This is a genomic window from Streptomyces sp. NPDC021212, assembly GCF_044332925.1.
In the GTDB taxonomy this organism is placed as follows: Bacteria; Actinomycetota; Actinomycetes; order Streptomycetales; family Streptomycetaceae; genus Streptomyces.
The window spans coordinates 133,155-149,153 of the sequence record NZ_JBIRPZ010000007.1 but is presented as its reverse complement, the minus strand read 5'-3'; the positions used below and the strand labels follow the sequence as shown (position 1 = coordinate 149,153).

Below are 15,999 nucleotides of genomic sequence, written 5' to 3'. Positions count from 1 at the left end.
TGGTGGACGATGCGGAATCGTCTTGCTCTCTGAGACGACATCACCGGCGGGCCGCAATGGCGCATTCTCGCTCAAGGCGTGGACGCGCGATCATGCTAGGTTCACTCGATTTCTGGTCGACCGCGCTGGTCTAGCTCTGCTCAGCGGAGCCGTTCGCGGTCCTCCGCGTCCGCGGCGGACACCGCCCCGGCCGCCTCCGCGGGCTTCGGCCGCACCCGGCCCTGGGTGACCGCCAGCACCGCGCCGGCCAGCAGCACCACCGCGCCGATCGCCTGGACCGCGCCGAAGGTCTCGCCCAGGAAGAGGTAGGAGCACAGCGTGCCGACAGCGGGCACCATGAACATCATGATCGAGGCGGAGGCCGGGCCCACCGCGCCGACGCCCCGGTAGTAGAAGAGGTTCGCCACGGCCGTCGGCCCGATCGCCACGAACACCGCGTTGATCCAGGTGGTGGCGGGCACCGCGCCCCAGTCCGCGTCCATCGCGGAGGGCACGCTGTAGAGCCCCAGCAGGATGGCGCCGCAACTCATCGCGTATGCCGTGGCCCTGAGCGGTTCGATCCCGGCGAGCACCCGGGGGCCGAGCAGGGTGAACGCCGCCCAGCAGCCCGCGCTCAGCAGGAACAGCACATCGCCGAGGAACCGGTCACCGCCCGCGCCCGCGTCCGTCCGCGCGCCGATCAGGAAGATCACGGCACCGGTCAGCCCCAGCGCCAGCCCCGCGACCCGCCCGGCCGACGCCCGCTCCTTGCGGGTGACCAGCAGGAATCCGGTGGTCAGCACGGGGCTCATGACTGGGATGATGGTGGTGCTGTCCATCGCCGGGGCCAGCGAAAGCCCCCAGAAGAACAGCAGGTTGTAGAGGAAGACACCGAGCACCCCCGCCCCGGCCGCGCGCCCCACGTCCCGCCGGGACGTGGCCTGCTGGGAGGGGACGAAGCGCAGCGCGATGAGCAGGAGCACCGCCCCGCCGCCGAATCGCAGCAGCGCCGCCACGGCGTGCGGCAGATGGTCGACGACCACCTTGGAACTGCTGAAGCCGCTGCCCCATAGGACCATCGTGGTCGTGAGTAAGAGATAGGGATTGGGGCTCCCTCCGGCCCTCTGCCGCTTCTGCTGCATGCGCTTCCCCCTTTTCCCGCTGATGCGAAAGAGCTGTACGTCGGAACTGGTGCATCGGAACTGCTGCGGCGGGTGGTGCCGCTGGTGCTGGTGTGCTGAGCGCCCCAGGTGCGCGCCGGGGCGGGTGCGCAGGTGACGTACCGTCACGTGCGCGTGGTCGGGCCACAGCGTAACGGGCCGGTGAAGAGCCCGTGCCCCCAGCCTCGCCGAGGGCGCTCGAGTCCGCCTGTACGAAGGTTCAATTGAGGCCCTTGGACCCCCGCGGTGATAGTGAATCGCATCCCGGCCGGCGCCGGGTCATCGCGAACACTCGTGGCGGGCACGGCCCCACGCGGTGCGGTGCGCAATGTCTTCTGTCATTCCCGTACGGCCGCAAGAAGGGTTTCCCGAAATGCTGCTGCAATCCATGACATCGGACCCGATTGCGCGGAATTCCGATCTTGTCAGCCTCTTCCGCGAGGTCGCCGCGACGGCACCGGACCGCACCGCGCTGTCCGCCGAGGACGACCGCGTCTCCTACCGACGGCTCGACGCCTGGTCGGACGCGGTGGCCCGCACCCTGGTCGCCGAGGGGGTCAGGGCCGGGGACCGGGTGGCCTTGAGGATGTCGCCGGGCGCCGAGGCGATCGTCGCGATCCTGGCCATTCTCAAGTGCGGTGCCGCGTACGTCCCGGTGGACCTGCGCAACCCGGTCTCCCGGAGCGACTTCATCCTCGCCGACAGCGGCGCGAGCGCGCTGATCGGCGAGGTCTACGAGGGATGCGCGGTCACCAGGGTGGTCGGCACCGCGGCCGTGACGGAGCGCCGGGACGCGCGGCCGGAGCCGGTGGCGGGGCGCGGGGGCCCGGGCGCCGAGGACCTGGCGTACGTCATCTACACCTCCGGGACCACCGGGAATCCGAAGGGCGTGCCGGTACGCCACGCCAATGTGCTGGCCCTGCTCACCGGCGCCCCCTCGGTGTTCGACTTCTCGGCGGACGACCGCTGGCTGCTGTTCCACTCGCTGTCGTTCGACTTCTCGGTGTGGGAGATCTGGGGGGCGTTCTCCACCGGCGCGGAGCTGGTGGTGCTGCCGCACTGGGCGGCCCGTACTCCCGAGCAGTATCTGACGGTCATCATCGACCGGGGTGTCACCGTCATCAACCAGACGCCCACCGCCTTCCTCGCGCTCACCGAGGCGGCGGTGCGCGGCGGCCGGGACGTCTCGGGGCTTCGCTACGTCATCTTCGGCGGCGAGAAGCTCACCGCACCCATGCTGCGGCCCTGGGCCAAGGCGTTCGGGCTCGACCGGCCGCGGCTGGTCAACGGCTACGGGATCACCGAGACAACGGTGTTCACGACCTTCGAGGAGATCGGCGAGGCGTACCTGACGCAGGACGCCTCGGTCATCGGGCGCGCGCTGCCCTCGTTCCGCACCCGGGTGGTCGGCGACGACGGCCGGGACGTGGCCCTCGGCGAGACCGGCGAACTGTGGCTGGCCGGCGCCCAGCTGGCCGAGGGCTATCTGCGCCGCCCGGAGCTGACCGCGGAGAAATTTCCGGTGGTGACCGACGGGAAGACCGGCGAATCCGTCCGCTACTACCGCACCGGAGACCTGGTCAGCGAGCTGCCGGACGGCCGCTTCGCCTACGAGGGCCGCGCCGACCTCCAGATCAAACTGCGCGGCTACCGCATCGAGCTGAGCGACATCGAGACCGCCGTGCGCCGCCACGACGACGTCCTCGACGCGGTCGTCACGGTGCGCGAGTTCAAGCCCGGCGACCTCCGGCTGGTCTGCGCCTACGTGGCCCGCGAGGGCAGCGCGACCACCGCACGGGAGCTGCGGGACCACATCAAGACCCTGTTGCCGGCCTACATGCACCCGGCGCGCTATCTGCGGCTGCCGGGCCTGGCCCGCACCGTCAACGGAAAAGTCGACCGGGCGGCCGTCGCCCGGTCCTGGGAGGAAGAGGTGGCACGCTCATGACGCAACCGATCACCGATACGCAGTCGGCGAACCCCGACACCCTCGCCGTCACCTGGGTGGGTGAGGTGCTGGAGGAGTCCGACCTGTCCGCCCAGGACAACTTCCTCGACCTCGGCGGCCACTCCGTCCTGGCCCTGGAGCTGAGCGAGCGCGTCAAGAAGGACCTCGGCGTCGACCTGGACATGCAGATCCTCTTCGAGCGCAGCATCGGCGAGGCCATCGCCGACGCCGTCACCCGCGCCCGGACCACCAAGTAGAAGGAGAATCCCATGACCACCATGAGTGAGCAGACCAACTTCACCTTCAGCCCCGAAGAGGTGGCCCGGTTCGAGCGGGACGGCTACATCGGCCCGGTCAAGATCTTCGAGCCCGAGGAGATGACCCGCCGCTGGAACATCATCCGGCGCCAGCTCCTCGACCGCTCCCTGGCCATCTACCCGGACAGCAACGGCAAGGCCAACATCTCCAACTACGACCGCCACCTCGACATCGACCTGCTGTCCGAGCACATCATGCGGCCCGAGATCGTCGACCGCGTGGCGTCCCTCATCGGCCCCAACCTGCTGTGCTGGCGTAGCGAGTTCTTCCCCAAGTACCAGGGCGACGAGGGCACCGACTGGCACCAGGCCGCCACGTTCGCCCACGCGACGGGCAAGCGGCAGATCATCTGGCCGTCGGACGAGGGCCGCCCCGCCTTCATCGGCACCATCACGGTGTGGACCGCGTTCACCCACTCCACCGAGCAGAACGGCTGCCTCCAGCTCATGCCGGGCACCCACACCTCGATGAACTACGACGAGTCCAAGGGCATGGACTACGACGCGGACGCCATCAACCAGCGCGAGAAGGACGGCATCAAGCGCGGCTTCTTCGGCTACGACTACCGGTCCCTCCAGAAGGACCCCAACTGGAAGCCGGACGAGTCGCAGGCCTACCCGATGGTCCTCAAGCCGGGCGAGGCCGTCATCTTCTGGTCGAACACCATGCACGCCTCGCTGCCGCACACCGGCAGCAAGACCGACTACCGCATGGGCTTCGCCGCCCGCTACGTGCCCACCCAGGTGCAGGTCTACCCCGGCACCGAGGACCTGACCGAGTACGGCGACGGCATCAACCTCGAGAAGTACGGCGCGGTCCTCGCCTCCGGCGTCGACGAGTACGGACACAACCGGATGGCCCGCACGAGCCAGCGCGGCTACGAGTTCGTACCCCGCCAGATCCCCAGCTGACCGGCGTCCGACCCCATCCGGCACCACGGCGGGGCGGCCCCGTGCCGCCCCGCCGCGCCCCTTTCCACCCCCAGGGCCTTGTCCGGCCGCAGGAGGTACGTATGACGCCCCGGCCCCTCATCATGCTGCACCACGCGGGCGGCTCCGCCGCCGTCTTCGACCGGCTCGCCGAGGCCCTGCCGGACGGCGTCCAGCCGTTGCCGCTGGAGCTGCCGGGACGCGGCAGGCGGTGGCGCGAGGCGCCCGTCACCACCGTCGAGGACGCGGTCGACGACCTGCTGCGGGCGGTCGCCGGACAGCGGGGCGAGATCGCGATCTTCGGCCACAGCGTGGGCGCCTACCTCGGCCTCTGCCTGGCGGCCCGGCTCGCGGAGACCGGCGGGCCGCGCTGCCCCACCGTCTTCGTCTCCGCCAACGCGGGCCCGGTGAGCGCCGAACTGCCCTGTGAGGGATCGCCGTTGCTCACCACCGACGAGGAGATCTTCGCCATCGCCGAGAAGTCCGGCGGCACCATCTCCCCGCAGATCCGCGAGCACCCCGTGCTGCGGGAGCGCACCGCGGCCCTGCTGCGCGCCGACTTCTCGCTCGGGGACTCGTTCCTGCGCAAGCGCAGGGCCACCACCGTGAGCGCGGATCTGGTGGTGTGCTGCGGCACCGAGGACGTCTTCACCGACGCCCAGCTGGACAGCTGGCGCCACAGCTCGACCGGGCGGACTTCCATCACGCCCCGCCTCCCCGGCGGCCACTTCTACCTCGAACAGCCCGCTGAGGCCGCGGCGTTGGCCGAGACCATCGCCCGTACGCTGCTGGGACCGTCCGGCCGGACTCCTTGACGGCGCCGCGGGCCGTCCGCACGATGACGGGCGTGACAGCCACGATCGCGAGGGCGCGGTCCGACAAGCGCAAGGCTCCGGCTCGCGGCGCGTGGTTCCTGGTGCTGCCCGCGCTGCTGCCGATTCTGCTGCTCAGCGTCGGCCCGCTGCTGTACGGGATCGGGCTCGCCTTCACCGACGCCCAGTCCGGCCGCACCGAGCCGACGCAGTGGACCGGCCTGCTCAACTTCCAGGACCTGGCCCGCGACACGCTCTTCTGGGAGTCGTTCCGGATCGGCCTGGTGTGGGCGGTCGCGGTGACCGTTCCGCAGTTCGTGCTGGCGCTCGGGCTGGCGCTGCTGCTGGCGGCGAACCTCCGCTTCCGCTGGCTGGCGCGGGCCCTGGCGATCGTGCCGTGGGCGATGCCCGAGGTCGTCGTCGGCATCATGTGGCGGCTCGTCTACCACCCCGACGCGGGGGTGCTGAACGACGCGCTGGGCACCGACCGGGACTGGCTCGGCAGCCTCTCCACCGCCCTGCCCGCCGTGATCGTCGTCGGCATCTGGGCGCGGCTGCCGCAGGTGACGGTCACGCTGCTGGCCGCGCTGGCAGGCGTACCGCGGGAGCTGCACGAGGCCGCGGCGATGGACGGCGCGGGCGCCTGGCGCCGCTTCCGCACCGTCACCTGGCCCGCCATCAGGCCCGTGGCCCTCGCCATCAGCGCGCTCAGCCTCATTTGGAACATCAACTCCTTCGCGCTGGTCTACGTCCTGACCGGCGGCGGACCCGGCGGGCGCACCCGGCTGCCGATGCTCTTCGCGTACGAGGAGGCCTTCCGCTACGGGCAGTTCGGGTACGCGGCCGCCATGGGATGCGTGCTGGTCGCGGTCGTCTCCGTGCTCCTCGCCCTCTTCCTCGTCGGCCGGCTGAAGGGGGACGACGCATGAACCGGGCCGCCGCCGTGCGCCGCCGCCGGGCCGCCCGCGCCGGGCAGTACCTCGCCCTGCTGGGCTATCTCGTCTTCCTCGCGTTCCCGCTGCTGTGGCTGCTGTCCACCGCGTTCAAGCCGCCGCGCGAGCTGGCGAGCCCGGACCCCGGCTGGATCCTCGGCCACCCGACCCTCGACAACTTCCGCCAGGCGTTCGACGAGCAGCCGCTGCTGCGGGCGGCCGCGAACAGCCTGACCGCCTCCGTCGCCGCCGCGGCGCTCACGGTCGTCATCGCGACCCCGATGGCGTACGTCATGGCCCGGCACCACCGTTCCCCGCTGTCCCGGGCGGCCACCGGCTGGGTCGTGGTCAGCCAGACGTTCCCCTTCGTCCTGGTGATCATCCCGCTGTTCCTCGTGCTCAAGAACCTGTACCTGATCAACTCCCTGACGGGCCTGATCATGGTGTACGTGGTGTGGTCCCTGCCGTTCGCCCTGTGGATGCTCGCGGGGTACGTCCGGGCCGTGCCGGGGGAGTTGGAGGAGGCCGCGGCCGTGGACGGGGCGGGGCGGGCGCGCATCCTCGCCTCGGTCACCATGCCGCTGCTGGCGCCCGGCCTCGTCGCCACCGCCCTCTTCGCCTTCATCACCGCGTGGAACGAGTTCTTCTTCGCGCTGGTGCTGCTCAAGACCCCGCAGAAGCAGACCATGCCGGTCGTCCTCACCCACTTCATCGGCGCGGAGGGCGTCGCCGACCTCGGCCCGCTGGCCGCCGCCTCGCTGCTCGCCACCCTGCCCTCGCTCGTCCTGTTCGCCGTCATCCAGCGGCGGATCACCAGCGGGACCCTGGCCGGGGCGGTGAAGTCCTGATGCGCCGCCGCACGCTGATGGGCCGCCGTACGCTGCTGACCGGTGCGCTGGCCACCCCCGCCGCCCTGCTGCCCGGATGCGCGCCCGGGCGCCGCCGGGCCTGCGGGGGAGAGGTGGTCCTCCGCTTCCAGTCGCTGGCCTGGCAGAAGGAGTCCGTCCAGGCCAACAGGAAACTGGTGGCGGAGTGGAACGCGGCCCACCCCGGCATCAGGGTGGAGTACATCCAGGGCAGCTGGGACGGCGTCCACGACCAGCTCCTCACCTCCTTCGAGGGCGGCGAGGCGCCCGACATCATCCACGACGCCGCCGACGATCTCGCCGACTTCGCGTACGGCGGCTATCTCGCCGATCTGCGCGGCCTGCTGCCGGACCGCCTGATGGCCGACATCCCGGCCCACAGCTGGGCGACCACCACCTTCGGCGACGGCGTCCACGGCGTGCCGTTCCTCCAGGAACCGCGCGTGATCATCGCCAACCGGACGCTGCTGGAGCGGGCGCGGGTGCGGATCCCGACCGTGCGACACCCCTGGAGCTGGGCGGAGTTCGAGGACGTGGCGCGGGCGCTCACCCGGGACGGGACGCACGGGGTCGCCTGGCCGCTCAAGGACCCCGTCGCCGCGACCCTGGGTCTGGCCCTGACCACCGGCGGCCGGGTCTTCCACCGGGGCGCCGACGGCAAGGTCACCGTCCGCTTCGGCGCCGCTGAGCAGCGCGTCCCGCGCGCCATCGCCCGTACGGCGGCCACGTCCACGCTCGGCATGGGCGGTTCGGACACCCTGCCCGGCTTCTTCGGCGGCAAGTACGCCATGGTCCCGCTCGGGTTCTCGTACCGCCAGCAGATCGTCCAGCAGGCGCCCGAGGGCTTCGCCTGGACCGTGCTGCCCGCGCCCGCCGGGCCCGGTGGCGACCAGCGGCAGGGGGTCAGCCCGCAGACCCTGTCCATCGCCGAGGACAGCCCGTACCAGCGGGAGGCGGCCCGTTTCCTCGACTTCTTCCTGCGCCCGCGCAACATGGCGCGGCTCGCGCTGGGCGACTGGATGCTGCCGACCGGCACCGGTGCGCTGCGCGACCCGGCGCTGCACACTGCCGAGCACGGCTGGGCGACCGGCACGGCCCTGGCCGACCGGCTGCGCCCGGCCCCCGCCCTGTCGGTGCGCGGCTATCCGGAGTGGAAGGACAAGGTGGCCACGCCCGCGCTGCAGGAGTACTACAGCGGAGCCATCGGAGGGGAACGGCTGAGAAAGAGGCTGATCAAGGACGGGGGGCTGGTGCTCGCCCGGTACCAGCGTTAGGCGGTCGAGGGTCAACTCCCGTGCGAGCGTGACTCATTGCCGGGGGAGTCACCTGGACAAGCCGCGCCGCCCGGTTCCAAGTCTCGTACGCGTAAAGGGACTTGTCATGATCGCGCTCGGATGACGTTGCATATGTCACACATCGGCCAGGATCTTGAATTGCCCGGTTCGATCCGCCAGGGTTTCGTCTCAGCCCGGAGTGATCCGAACACGCTCCGGCGCCATCGTGCCGCGCGTGAGAAATCACCGTGCGCGAATTCCCCCCACAACCGCACGAGGAGGATCCCTCGTCATGGCAGTACACAAGCAGCGCAACGCGCGTAAACTCACCCTGGCGATAGCCGCGGCGGGTGCCGTCACCGCCGGTGCCTTCGTGGCCGTACCGGCCGGCGCCGCGACCGCGAAGCCCGCCGAGGGCGTTGTCCACGGCACCCAGGCGAAGAACGCCGTCGACGGCAGCTACATCGTCATGCTCAAGGGCGGAAAGACCGTCAAGGCCGCCGCCGAGGGCAAGGACCTGGCCCAGAACTACGGTGGCAAGCTGCGCCGCAGCTACGACTCCGCCATCAACGGCTTCTCCGCGGACGGCCTCAGCGAGACCGAGGCCAAGCGGCTGGCCGCCGACCCGTCGGTGGCCAAGGTCGTCCAGAACCACCGCTACTCCATCAAGACCACCCAGGAGAACCCGCCGTCCTGGGGCCTGGACCGGCTCGACCAGGAAGACACCAAGGGCGACAAGAAGTACACCTACCCGGACGGCGCGGGTGAGGGCGTCACCGCGTACGTCATCGACACCGGGGTCCGCGCCTCGCACAAGGACTTCGACGGCCGCGTCACCTCCGGCTTCGACGCCATCGACAACGACGAGAACGCCGACGACGGCAACGGCCACGGCACCCATGTGGCGGGCACCATCGCCGGTACCGAACACGGCGTGGCCAAGAAGGCCAAGGTCGTCGCCGTGAGAGTCCTGGACGACCAGGGCTCGGGCACCACCGAGCAGGTCGTGTCCGGCATCGACTGGGTCACCAAGAACCACAAGGGCCCGTCCGTCGCCAACATGAGCCTCGGCGGCACCCCCGACGAGGCCCTGGACGCGGCCGTGCAGAAGGCCATCGACGCCGGTGTCACCTTCGGTGTCGCGGCCGGCAACGAGTCCGCCGACGCGAGCGGAAGCTCGCCCGCCCGGGTCAAGGACGCGATCACCGTCGCCTCCAGCACCGACACGGACGAGCAGTCCGACTTCTCCAACTTCGGCAAGGGCGTCGACCTCTACGCCCCCGGCTCGGACATCACCTCCGACTGGAACACCGACGACGACGCCACCAACACCATCTCCGGTACGTCGATGGCCACCCCGCACGTCGTGGGCGCCGCCGCCGTCTACCTCGGCGGCCATCAGGACGCCAAGCCGGCCGACGTGTCGAAGGCGCTCACGGACGGCGCCACCGCCGACAAGATCTCCAACCCGAGCGAAGGCACCCCGAACAAGCTGCTGAAGGTCGTCAAGTAGGACACACGTCCCGACACCCGGCCGCCGCGTCCACCCCACTGGGCGCGGCGGCCGCTCAGCGGGGTGGTGGCGGCAACCGGCTGACGCCTTGGGCCCGTTGTTCCGCCGTGGCAGTGTGAACGGCATGAACATCACCGACGGATACACATGGGCGGCGGTCGAGGACGCGCCGGTGAAGGAAATGTTCCCGGGCATCCGGCTGCGCCCCCTCTGGAGCGGCGAGAACGGCGCGAAGGCCCACGTCCTGGAAATGGACCCGGGCAGCGCCTGGGAGGGTCTGGACGTCCACGAGCCCGGCCCCGAGGAGGTCTTCGTCGTCTCCGGCACCTTCAACGACGGCCACCGCGACTACCCCGCGGGCACCTTCCTCCACGCCCCGGCCGGCTCCTCGCACATCCCGCAGACCACCACCGGCTGCGCCCTCTTCGTGTTCTATCCCGAGGGCTGAGGGGCCCTGTTGCCGACTCAGCCCTCCAGGTCGCCCAGCAGCGCGGCAACGTCCAGGTCGACGGTGAACTCCCCGGCGACCTGGACGGACTCCTCGCCGGTGACCGTGGCGACCTCGCGGTACGTGTCGGCCTCCAGCTCATGCACGACCACACGCACCTCGGGCTCCAGCTCCACCCGCCAGAAGGCGGGCACCTTGGCCTGGGCGTAGAGCGCCGGCTTGAGGATGCGGTCGGTGGACTGATTCCACGGAGACACGATCTCCACCAGCAGCAGCACCGCCTCCAGCGGCACGGCCAGCGTGCCACGGGAAACGGCGGCGCGATCGGCGACGGCGATGTCGGGGATGAACAACCGGGAATCGCCCGTTACATTCACCGCTTCGGCTGCGACGAACGGAGCGCCGGACCGGTCCAAGGCTGCGGTGATCTGGTTGCTCAGCCTGAGGGAAGCGATCTGGTGGTCCCAGCTGGGAGCGGGGGAGATCATGAGGACACCGTCCACAAGTTCAAAGCGGGCGCGTGCCGGGTGTTCCGGAAACGCAAGGACGTCCTCGACCGTCCAGGGGCCCTCGTGATCGTCGACGCGCGTCTCAGGGGCGCTCATGACCGCCACCACCGCCTCCTCGTGTTCCTTGGTTCCGGCGTGGCACGCAGCTCGGACAATCGCCGAGGCTTCCAGTCCGAGCCGCGAGTTCGATGCCAGAAGGCATGAAATCACTCTATGGAGTGATACGGCTGCATGGTGTGCGGGAATACCCGGTGTGGGACCGGAGTTGCGAAGCGACGTCGACAACCGATGGCGATGGAGGAGCACCTGTGCCGGACGAGGCGAACACACCGCAGGGAACAGTTGCCGAGGGCTTTGAATCCGTACGGCGGGAATTCGGCGCCGTGGCGGTGGAGGAAGGCGGGGACTACGCCGCCCAGTTAGTGGCGTACGTGGGCGGCGAGCGGGTCGTGGACCTGTGGACCGGGCCGGAGATCACGGGCGACTCCCTGACCGGCGTGTTCTCCTCGACCAAGGGCGCCGCCCACCTGGTGGTGGCACTGCTGGTCCAGGACGGTGTCCTCGACCTGGACCAGCGGGTCAGCCACTACTGGCCGGAGTTCGGCGCCGAGGGCAAACAGGACATCACCCTGCGCGATCTGCTGGCCCACCGCGCCGGAGTGGTCGGCGCCGACACCGGCTTCACCGTGGAGGAGCTGGCCGACGACCGGGTCATCGCCGAACGCCTCGCCGCCCAGGCCCCGTACTGGCGCCCGGGCACCGCCTTCGGCTACCACGCCCTGGCCATCGGGGCGCTCACCGGCGAAGTGGCACGCCGGGTCACCGGGCAGAGCATCCAGGAGCTGTTCGAGGAGCGTGTCCGTTCCCGCCACGACCTCGACTTCCACCTCGGCCTGCCCGAGGAGCACGAGCCGCGCTTCCTCACCACGCAGCCCATGCTCCCCACCCCCGAGCAGCAGGCCCAGCTCGACGCCGCCGCGACCGGCCCGTGGAGCCTGACCGGCATCGCGTTCAACCGCAACCACCCGCAGATGCCCGACCTGGAGGAGCTGCCCAACTACCGCGTCGTACGCGCCAAGGGCCCCGCCTCCGTCGGCGGTGTCGCCTCCGCGCGCGGCCTGGCCGGGATGTACGCGGCGGCCATCAGCGAACTCGACGGCAAGGCACCCCTCCTCAAGCCGGACACGGCGGCCGCGTTCGCACAGGTCCACTCGATCGGATACGACCTCGTGTCGCGCGTCCACAAGGCCTTCGGCCTCGGCTTCCAGGCGCTGAGCGATATCTTCCCCATCCTGGGCCAAGGCGCCTTCGGCCACAGTGGCGCCGCCGGCTCCCTGGCCTTCGCCGACCCGCGCACCGGCTTCGCCTACGGCTACAACCGCCGCCGCTTCGCCTTCCCCGGTGGCGCCGCCCCGGAGAACGACCGGCTGGTCGCCGCGGTGCACGCCGCGGCCACGGCGGCGGCCCGCTGAAGAGGCTGAAGAGGTCGACGGGCGGCGCTCAGGCGGTCAGCAGGACCTGCCGCGCCGCCCGGGCTTCGTCGTAGCGGGTCAGCAGCAGGCGGGCCAGCTCGGGGGCCGGGCCCAGCACATCGGCCAGGACGTCCGCGCCCGCCTCCTGGGCGCCGCGCGCGATGCGGTCGGGGAGGCGGCCGGGGGCGATGACGTACGGGGCCACGGCCACCCGGTCGACGCCCTCGGCGCGCAGGGCGCGGACCGCGTCCTCGGTGCGGGGGAGGGAGGCGGAGGCGAACGCGGGTCGCACGGCGCACCATCCGGTGTGCCGCCACTCCCGCGCGATTTCAGCGATCACCGCGATCGCCTCCGGGTCGGTGGAGCCCGCCGAGGCCAGGACGATGCCGGTCCGGTGCCGGTCCGCGGGGCGCAGCCCGGCCTCGTACAGGCGGTGTTCCAGGGCCTCCACGAGCAGCGGGGAGGGCCCCAGGACATCGGCTTGGCGGACGGTCAGGCGGGGGTGGTGGGCCGTGGCCTCACGCAGCACTGCCGGGATGTCGGCCTTCGCGTGGAAGGCGCGGGTCAGCAGGAGGGGGAGGGCGATCACCTCGTCCGCCCCCTCCTCGGCGAGCCGGTCCAGGACCTGGCCCACCCGTGGTGGGTTGAACTCCAGGAAGGACGGTTCGACGCGCAGCCCCGGCCGCAGCGACCGCACGCGCGCGCACAGCGCGTCGACGGTCGCCGCGTGGCGGGGGTCGCGGCTGCCGTGGGCAACGAGGAGGAAGGTCGGGGCAGACATGATGGTTTCCGTCGGTTCCGTAGGTTTCCGTTCAGCGGGCGTTCGGCAGCAGGCCGCGGCTGCGCAGCACCCGCCGCTCGATCGGGGCGAAGATCAGCAGCTCGATGCCGATGCCGACGACGAGGATGAGCAGGATGGCGGCGAGCACCAGCGACATGTCCTGGTCCACGCGGGCCTGGTCGAGCAGCTGGCCGAGGCCGGTGCCCAGGTCGGGGGAGGTGGCGATCAGCTCGGCGGCCATCAGGGAGCGCCAGGAGAACGCCCAGCCCTGCTTGAGCCCCGCGATGTAGCCGGGCAGCGCGGCCGGGAGCAGGATGTGCCGGATCCCCGCGACGCCGGTCGCGCCGATCGTACGGCCCGCGCGCAGATACAGCGGCGAGATCTGGTCGACGCCGGAGACCAGGCCGTTGGCGATGGAGGGGACCGCGCCGAGCAGCACCACCGCGTAGATGGTGGAGTCGGTCAGCCCGAACCAGATGATCGCGGCCGGCACCCAGGCGACCGACGGCAGCGACTGGAGGCCGGACAGGATCGGGCCGATGGCCGCCCGTACGAACCGCACGCGCGCCACCAGCAGGCCCAGCGGCGTGCCGATGACCAGCGAGGCGGCGAAGCCGAGCGCGCCACGCGAGACGCTGTGCCACACGTAGCCCAGCAGCGTGCCGTCCAGCCACTTCTCCTGGAGCGAGTGGCCGACGTCGACCGGGCTGGGCAGCTGGTAGTGCGGCTTCAGCTCCAGGGCGTAGGCGAGCTGCCAGAGCGCCAGCACGATCACGATGGCGACGACCGGCGGCAGCACCTTGTCGAGCAGGACCCGGCTGACCGGCACCCGGTCCTTGACCCGGGTCTCCAGGGCGTCCAGGCCCGCTTCGAGCCCCGCCAACTGGTCAGGGGTCGACTCGGCGTCGGCCTGGGTCTTTACGGAGGCGTCCTGCTGGGCCTCAGTGCTGGCCATGTCGGCGAATCTCCCCACGGAGCTGTTCGGTGATTTCGACGGACAGGTCGGCGACGGCCGCGTCCTCGATCCGGCGCGGCTGCGGCATCTCGACGTCCCACTCCCGGGCGATGCGCCCGGGACGGGAGGACATCAGGACCACGCGCTGGGCGAGCCGGACCGCCTCACGCACGTTGTGCGTGACGAAGAGGACCGACAGGTTGGTCTCCCTCCAGATGCGGGTCAGCTCGTCGTGCAGCACGTCGCGGGTGATGGCGTCGAGCGCGGCGAACGGCTCGTCCATCAGCAGCAGCCGGCTGTCCTGCGCCAGCGCGCGGGCCATCGCGACCCGCTGCCGCATACCGCCGGACAGCTCGTGCACCCGCTTGCCGTGCGCGCCCTTCAGGCGCACCAGCTCCAGCAGCCGCTCGGCCTCGTCGCGCCGATCGGCGCGCGGCACCCCACGCATGCGCAGGGCGAGTTCGATGTTCTTGCCGGCCGTGAGCCACGGGAAGAGCGCGTGCTCCTGGAACATCAGGGCGGGGCGCCCGCCCGGGACGTCGATGCTGCCGCCGGTCGGCTTGTCAAGACCGGCGACGAGGTTGAGGAGTGTGGACTTGCCACACCCCGAAGCCCCCAGGAGGCAGACGAACTCGCCTGGTGCGACGTCGAGCGTGATGTCGTCCAGCACCAGCTGCTGCGCGCCGGGGCGGCCGAACGACTTCGACACGTGGTCGAAACGCGCGGCATAGGTACCCGCGCCATTCTTGTCGACGGGCTTTTGGGTGAGCGTAGCGGTCATGGCCGTCACCTCCTGAGGACTGCGTTTGCTGACGGGATCCAAGGCGGCGAGGCCCTACTTGCTGCCGAGTCCGGCGGAGTCGACCTCCGGCTCGCCCTGGGCCTTGAGGACCTTGTTGAGCAGCGTGAGGTCGTAGATGTCCTTGAGCCGGGGGTTCTCCAGCAGACCTGCCTTGACCGCGTGCTGCGCCTCCTCGTGGAGCGTGGAGGCCAGCGGGTCATTGGTGACGTCGATGTTCTTGAACGCCGGGTCGAGCACGTTCGGGGGCAGATCGCTGCCGGTGATCTGCTTCAGCGAGGCGTTGATGTCCTGGGCGGCCTTGTCCGGGTGGGACTTGATCCAGGCGTTGGTCTTCACCGAGCCGCGCAGCACCGCCTCGACGACCTTCGGGTGCTCCTTGAGGAACTGCTTGGAGACGATCATGTTCGTGATGACGAACTTGCCGTCCTTCCACAGCTTCTTCTCGTCCAGCAGCTCCTTGCCGCCCTGGGAGATGATCTTGGAAGCGGTCGGCTCGGGCACCCACGCGCCGTCGACACCGCCCGTCTTGAGGGTCGTCGGGATTTCCTTGTTGTCCTGCCGGAGGACGTTCACATCGCCCTTGCCGGTCTGCGGGTCGACCTTGTAGCCCTTTTCGGCGAGGTAGTTGAGGAGGGCCACGTCCTGCGTGTTGCCCTTCTGCGGCGTCGCGATGGTCTTGCCCTTGAGGTCATCGACGGACTTGATCTTGTCCGGGTTGACCACGAGCGACACGCCGCCGGACGTCGAACCCGAGATGATCTTGAGGTTCTGGCCGCCGGACTTGGTGTAGCCGTTGATGGCGGGGGAGGGGCCGATCCAGCCGATGTCGATGGACTTCGCGTTGAGCGCCTCGATCTCGGAGGGGCCCGCGTTGAAGATGAACGGCTTGACCTTCGTGCCGCCCAGCTCCTTCTGGATCAGACCTTCCTGGCGGTCGACCATCGGGGTGGCGTGGGTGACGTTGGCGAAGTAGCCGACCTTCACCTGGTCGAGGCCGTCGAGCTTCTTGCCCTTCGCCGCGACCTTCGGCTTGTCGTCGGTCTTCTTCGAGCCGTAGCCGCAGGCGCCGAGCGAGCCGATCAGCAGCGGGAGGACGGCGGAGGCCGCCAGCAGGCGGGTGGTGTGGCGGCGGCGCGAGGGCGCTATGGCACGCGGAGTTGCAGACGACACGGGAGGTGTTCCTCTCGGAGGGCCGGGCGGCCCGATGTCAGGGGGCGCCCGGCAGTTCAGACGATCTTCGTGCGGAGGGGGACGGCAGAGCGGGGAAGGCGCGGTTCAGCGCACACATCGCCCGACTCCGC

16 protein-coding genes are annotated in these 15,999 nt (G+C 70.6%); 10 read left to right on the top strand and 6 right to left on the bottom strand.

Going from position 1 to position 15,999, the window contains the following annotated elements:
- Window positions 1-140: 140 nt before the first annotated feature.
- Complete coding sequence (locus ACH4SI_RS20190) at window positions 141-1,121, bottom strand: DMT family transporter (protein WP_398297402.1); 981 nt, start codon at window positions 1,119-1,121, stop codon at window positions 141-143.
- Between the two features lie 406 nt (window positions 1,122-1,527).
- Here ACH4SI_RS20190 and ACH4SI_RS20185 point away from each other — a divergent pair, with 406 nt between their 5' ends.
- The 9 genes from ACH4SI_RS20185 (at window position 1,528) to ACH4SI_RS20145 (ending at window position 10,179) form a co-directional block, all read left to right on the top strand.
- Entirely contained in the window at window positions 1,528-3,087 is a 1,560-nt protein-coding gene (locus ACH4SI_RS20185; protein WP_398297400.1) for an amino acid adenylation domain-containing protein, read from the top strand.
- Window positions 3,084-3,344, top strand: a complete 261-nt coding sequence (locus ACH4SI_RS20180; protein ID WP_398297398.1) for a phosphopantetheine-binding protein — start codon at window positions 3,084-3,086, stop codon at window positions 3,342-3,344. The genes ACH4SI_RS20185 and ACH4SI_RS20180 overlap by 4 nt, the downstream gene beginning before the upstream one ends.
- 12 nt (window positions 3,345-3,356) lie before the next feature.
- Window positions 3,357-4,316 (top strand): chlorinating enzyme, encoded by a 960-nt coding sequence (locus tag ACH4SI_RS20175; protein ID WP_398297396.1) that lies wholly within the window; start codon window positions 3,357-3,359, stop codon window positions 4,314-4,316.
- Between the two features lie 101 nt (window positions 4,317-4,417).
- Window positions 4,418-5,149, top strand: coding sequence for a thioesterase II family protein (locus tag ACH4SI_RS20170; protein ID WP_398297394.1), 732 nt, complete (start codon window positions 4,418-4,420; stop codon window positions 5,147-5,149).
- Window positions 5,150-5,172: 23 nt separating this feature from the next.
- The gene (locus ACH4SI_RS20165) at window positions 5,173-6,075 is read left to right on the top strand and encodes a carbohydrate ABC transporter permease (RefSeq protein ID WP_398297392.1); all 903 of its coding nucleotides are present in this window, start codon (window positions 5,173-5,175) and stop codon (window positions 6,073-6,075) included.
- Window positions 6,072-6,926, top strand: a complete 855-nt coding sequence (locus ACH4SI_RS20160; protein ID WP_398297390.1) for a carbohydrate ABC transporter permease — start codon at window positions 6,072-6,074, stop codon at window positions 6,924-6,926. Before ACH4SI_RS20165 ends, ACH4SI_RS20160 begins: the two co-directional genes overlap by 4 nt.
- On the top strand, window positions 6,926-8,218 hold the full coding sequence (locus ACH4SI_RS20155) for an ABC transporter substrate-binding protein (protein WP_398297388.1): 1,293 nt from the start codon (window positions 6,926-6,928) through the stop codon (window positions 8,216-8,218). Before ACH4SI_RS20160 ends, ACH4SI_RS20155 begins: the two co-directional genes overlap by 1 nt.
- Before the next feature lie 292 nt (window positions 8,219-8,510).
- The gene (locus ACH4SI_RS20150; protein WP_398297386.1) at window positions 8,511-9,731 is read left to right on the top strand and encodes a S8 family peptidase; all 1,221 of its coding nucleotides are present in this window, start codon (window positions 8,511-8,513) and stop codon (window positions 9,729-9,731) included.
- Between the two features lie 124 nt (window positions 9,732-9,855).
- The gene (locus ACH4SI_RS20145; protein ID WP_398297384.1) at window positions 9,856-10,179 is read left to right on the top strand and encodes a cupin domain-containing protein; all 324 of its coding nucleotides are present in this window, start codon (window positions 9,856-9,858) and stop codon (window positions 10,177-10,179) included.
- Between the two features lie 17 nt (window positions 10,180-10,196).
- On the opposite strand, the gene ACH4SI_RS20140 is transcribed toward ACH4SI_RS20145, so the two are convergent.
- Window positions 10,197-10,784, bottom strand: a complete 588-nt coding sequence (locus ACH4SI_RS20140; RefSeq protein WP_398297382.1) for a Uma2 family endonuclease — start codon at window positions 10,782-10,784, stop codon at window positions 10,197-10,199.
- Window positions 10,785-10,996: 212 nt separating this feature from the next.
- Here ACH4SI_RS20140 and ACH4SI_RS20135 point away from each other — a divergent pair, with 212 nt between their 5' ends.
- A complete protein-coding gene (locus ACH4SI_RS20135; protein ID WP_398297380.1) occupies window positions 10,997-12,160 on the top strand; it encodes a serine hydrolase domain-containing protein in 1,164 nt (387 codons plus the stop codon).
- Between the two features lie 28 nt (window positions 12,161-12,188).
- Here the strand turns inward: ACH4SI_RS20135 and ACH4SI_RS20130 are convergent, their stop codons facing one another.
- The 4 genes from ACH4SI_RS20130 to ACH4SI_RS20115 are packed head-to-tail and all read right to left on the bottom strand — an operon-like array spanning window position 12,189 to window position 15,868.
- On the bottom strand, window positions 12,189-12,941 hold the full coding sequence (locus ACH4SI_RS20130) for a sirohydrochlorin chelatase (RefSeq protein WP_398297378.1): 753 nt from the start codon (window positions 12,939-12,941) through the stop codon (window positions 12,189-12,191).
- Between the two features lie 31 nt (window positions 12,942-12,972).
- Window positions 12,973-13,896, bottom strand: coding sequence for an ABC transporter permease (locus ACH4SI_RS20125; protein WP_398297376.1), 924 nt, complete (start codon window positions 13,894-13,896; stop codon window positions 12,973-12,975).
- Window positions 13,883-14,677 (bottom strand): ABC transporter ATP-binding protein, encoded by a 795-nt coding sequence (locus ACH4SI_RS20120; RefSeq protein ID WP_398297374.1) that lies wholly within the window; start codon window positions 14,675-14,677, stop codon window positions 13,883-13,885. Before ACH4SI_RS20120 ends, ACH4SI_RS20125 begins: the two co-directional genes overlap by 14 nt.
- Window positions 14,678-14,731: 54 nt before the next feature.
- Window positions 14,732-15,868: an aliphatic sulfonate ABC transporter substrate-binding protein gene (locus tag ACH4SI_RS20115; RefSeq protein ID WP_398297372.1), complete on the bottom strand. Its 1,137-nt coding sequence runs from the start codon at window positions 15,866-15,868 to the stop codon at window positions 14,732-14,734.
- Between the last annotated feature and the right edge of the window lie 131 nt (window positions 15,869-15,999).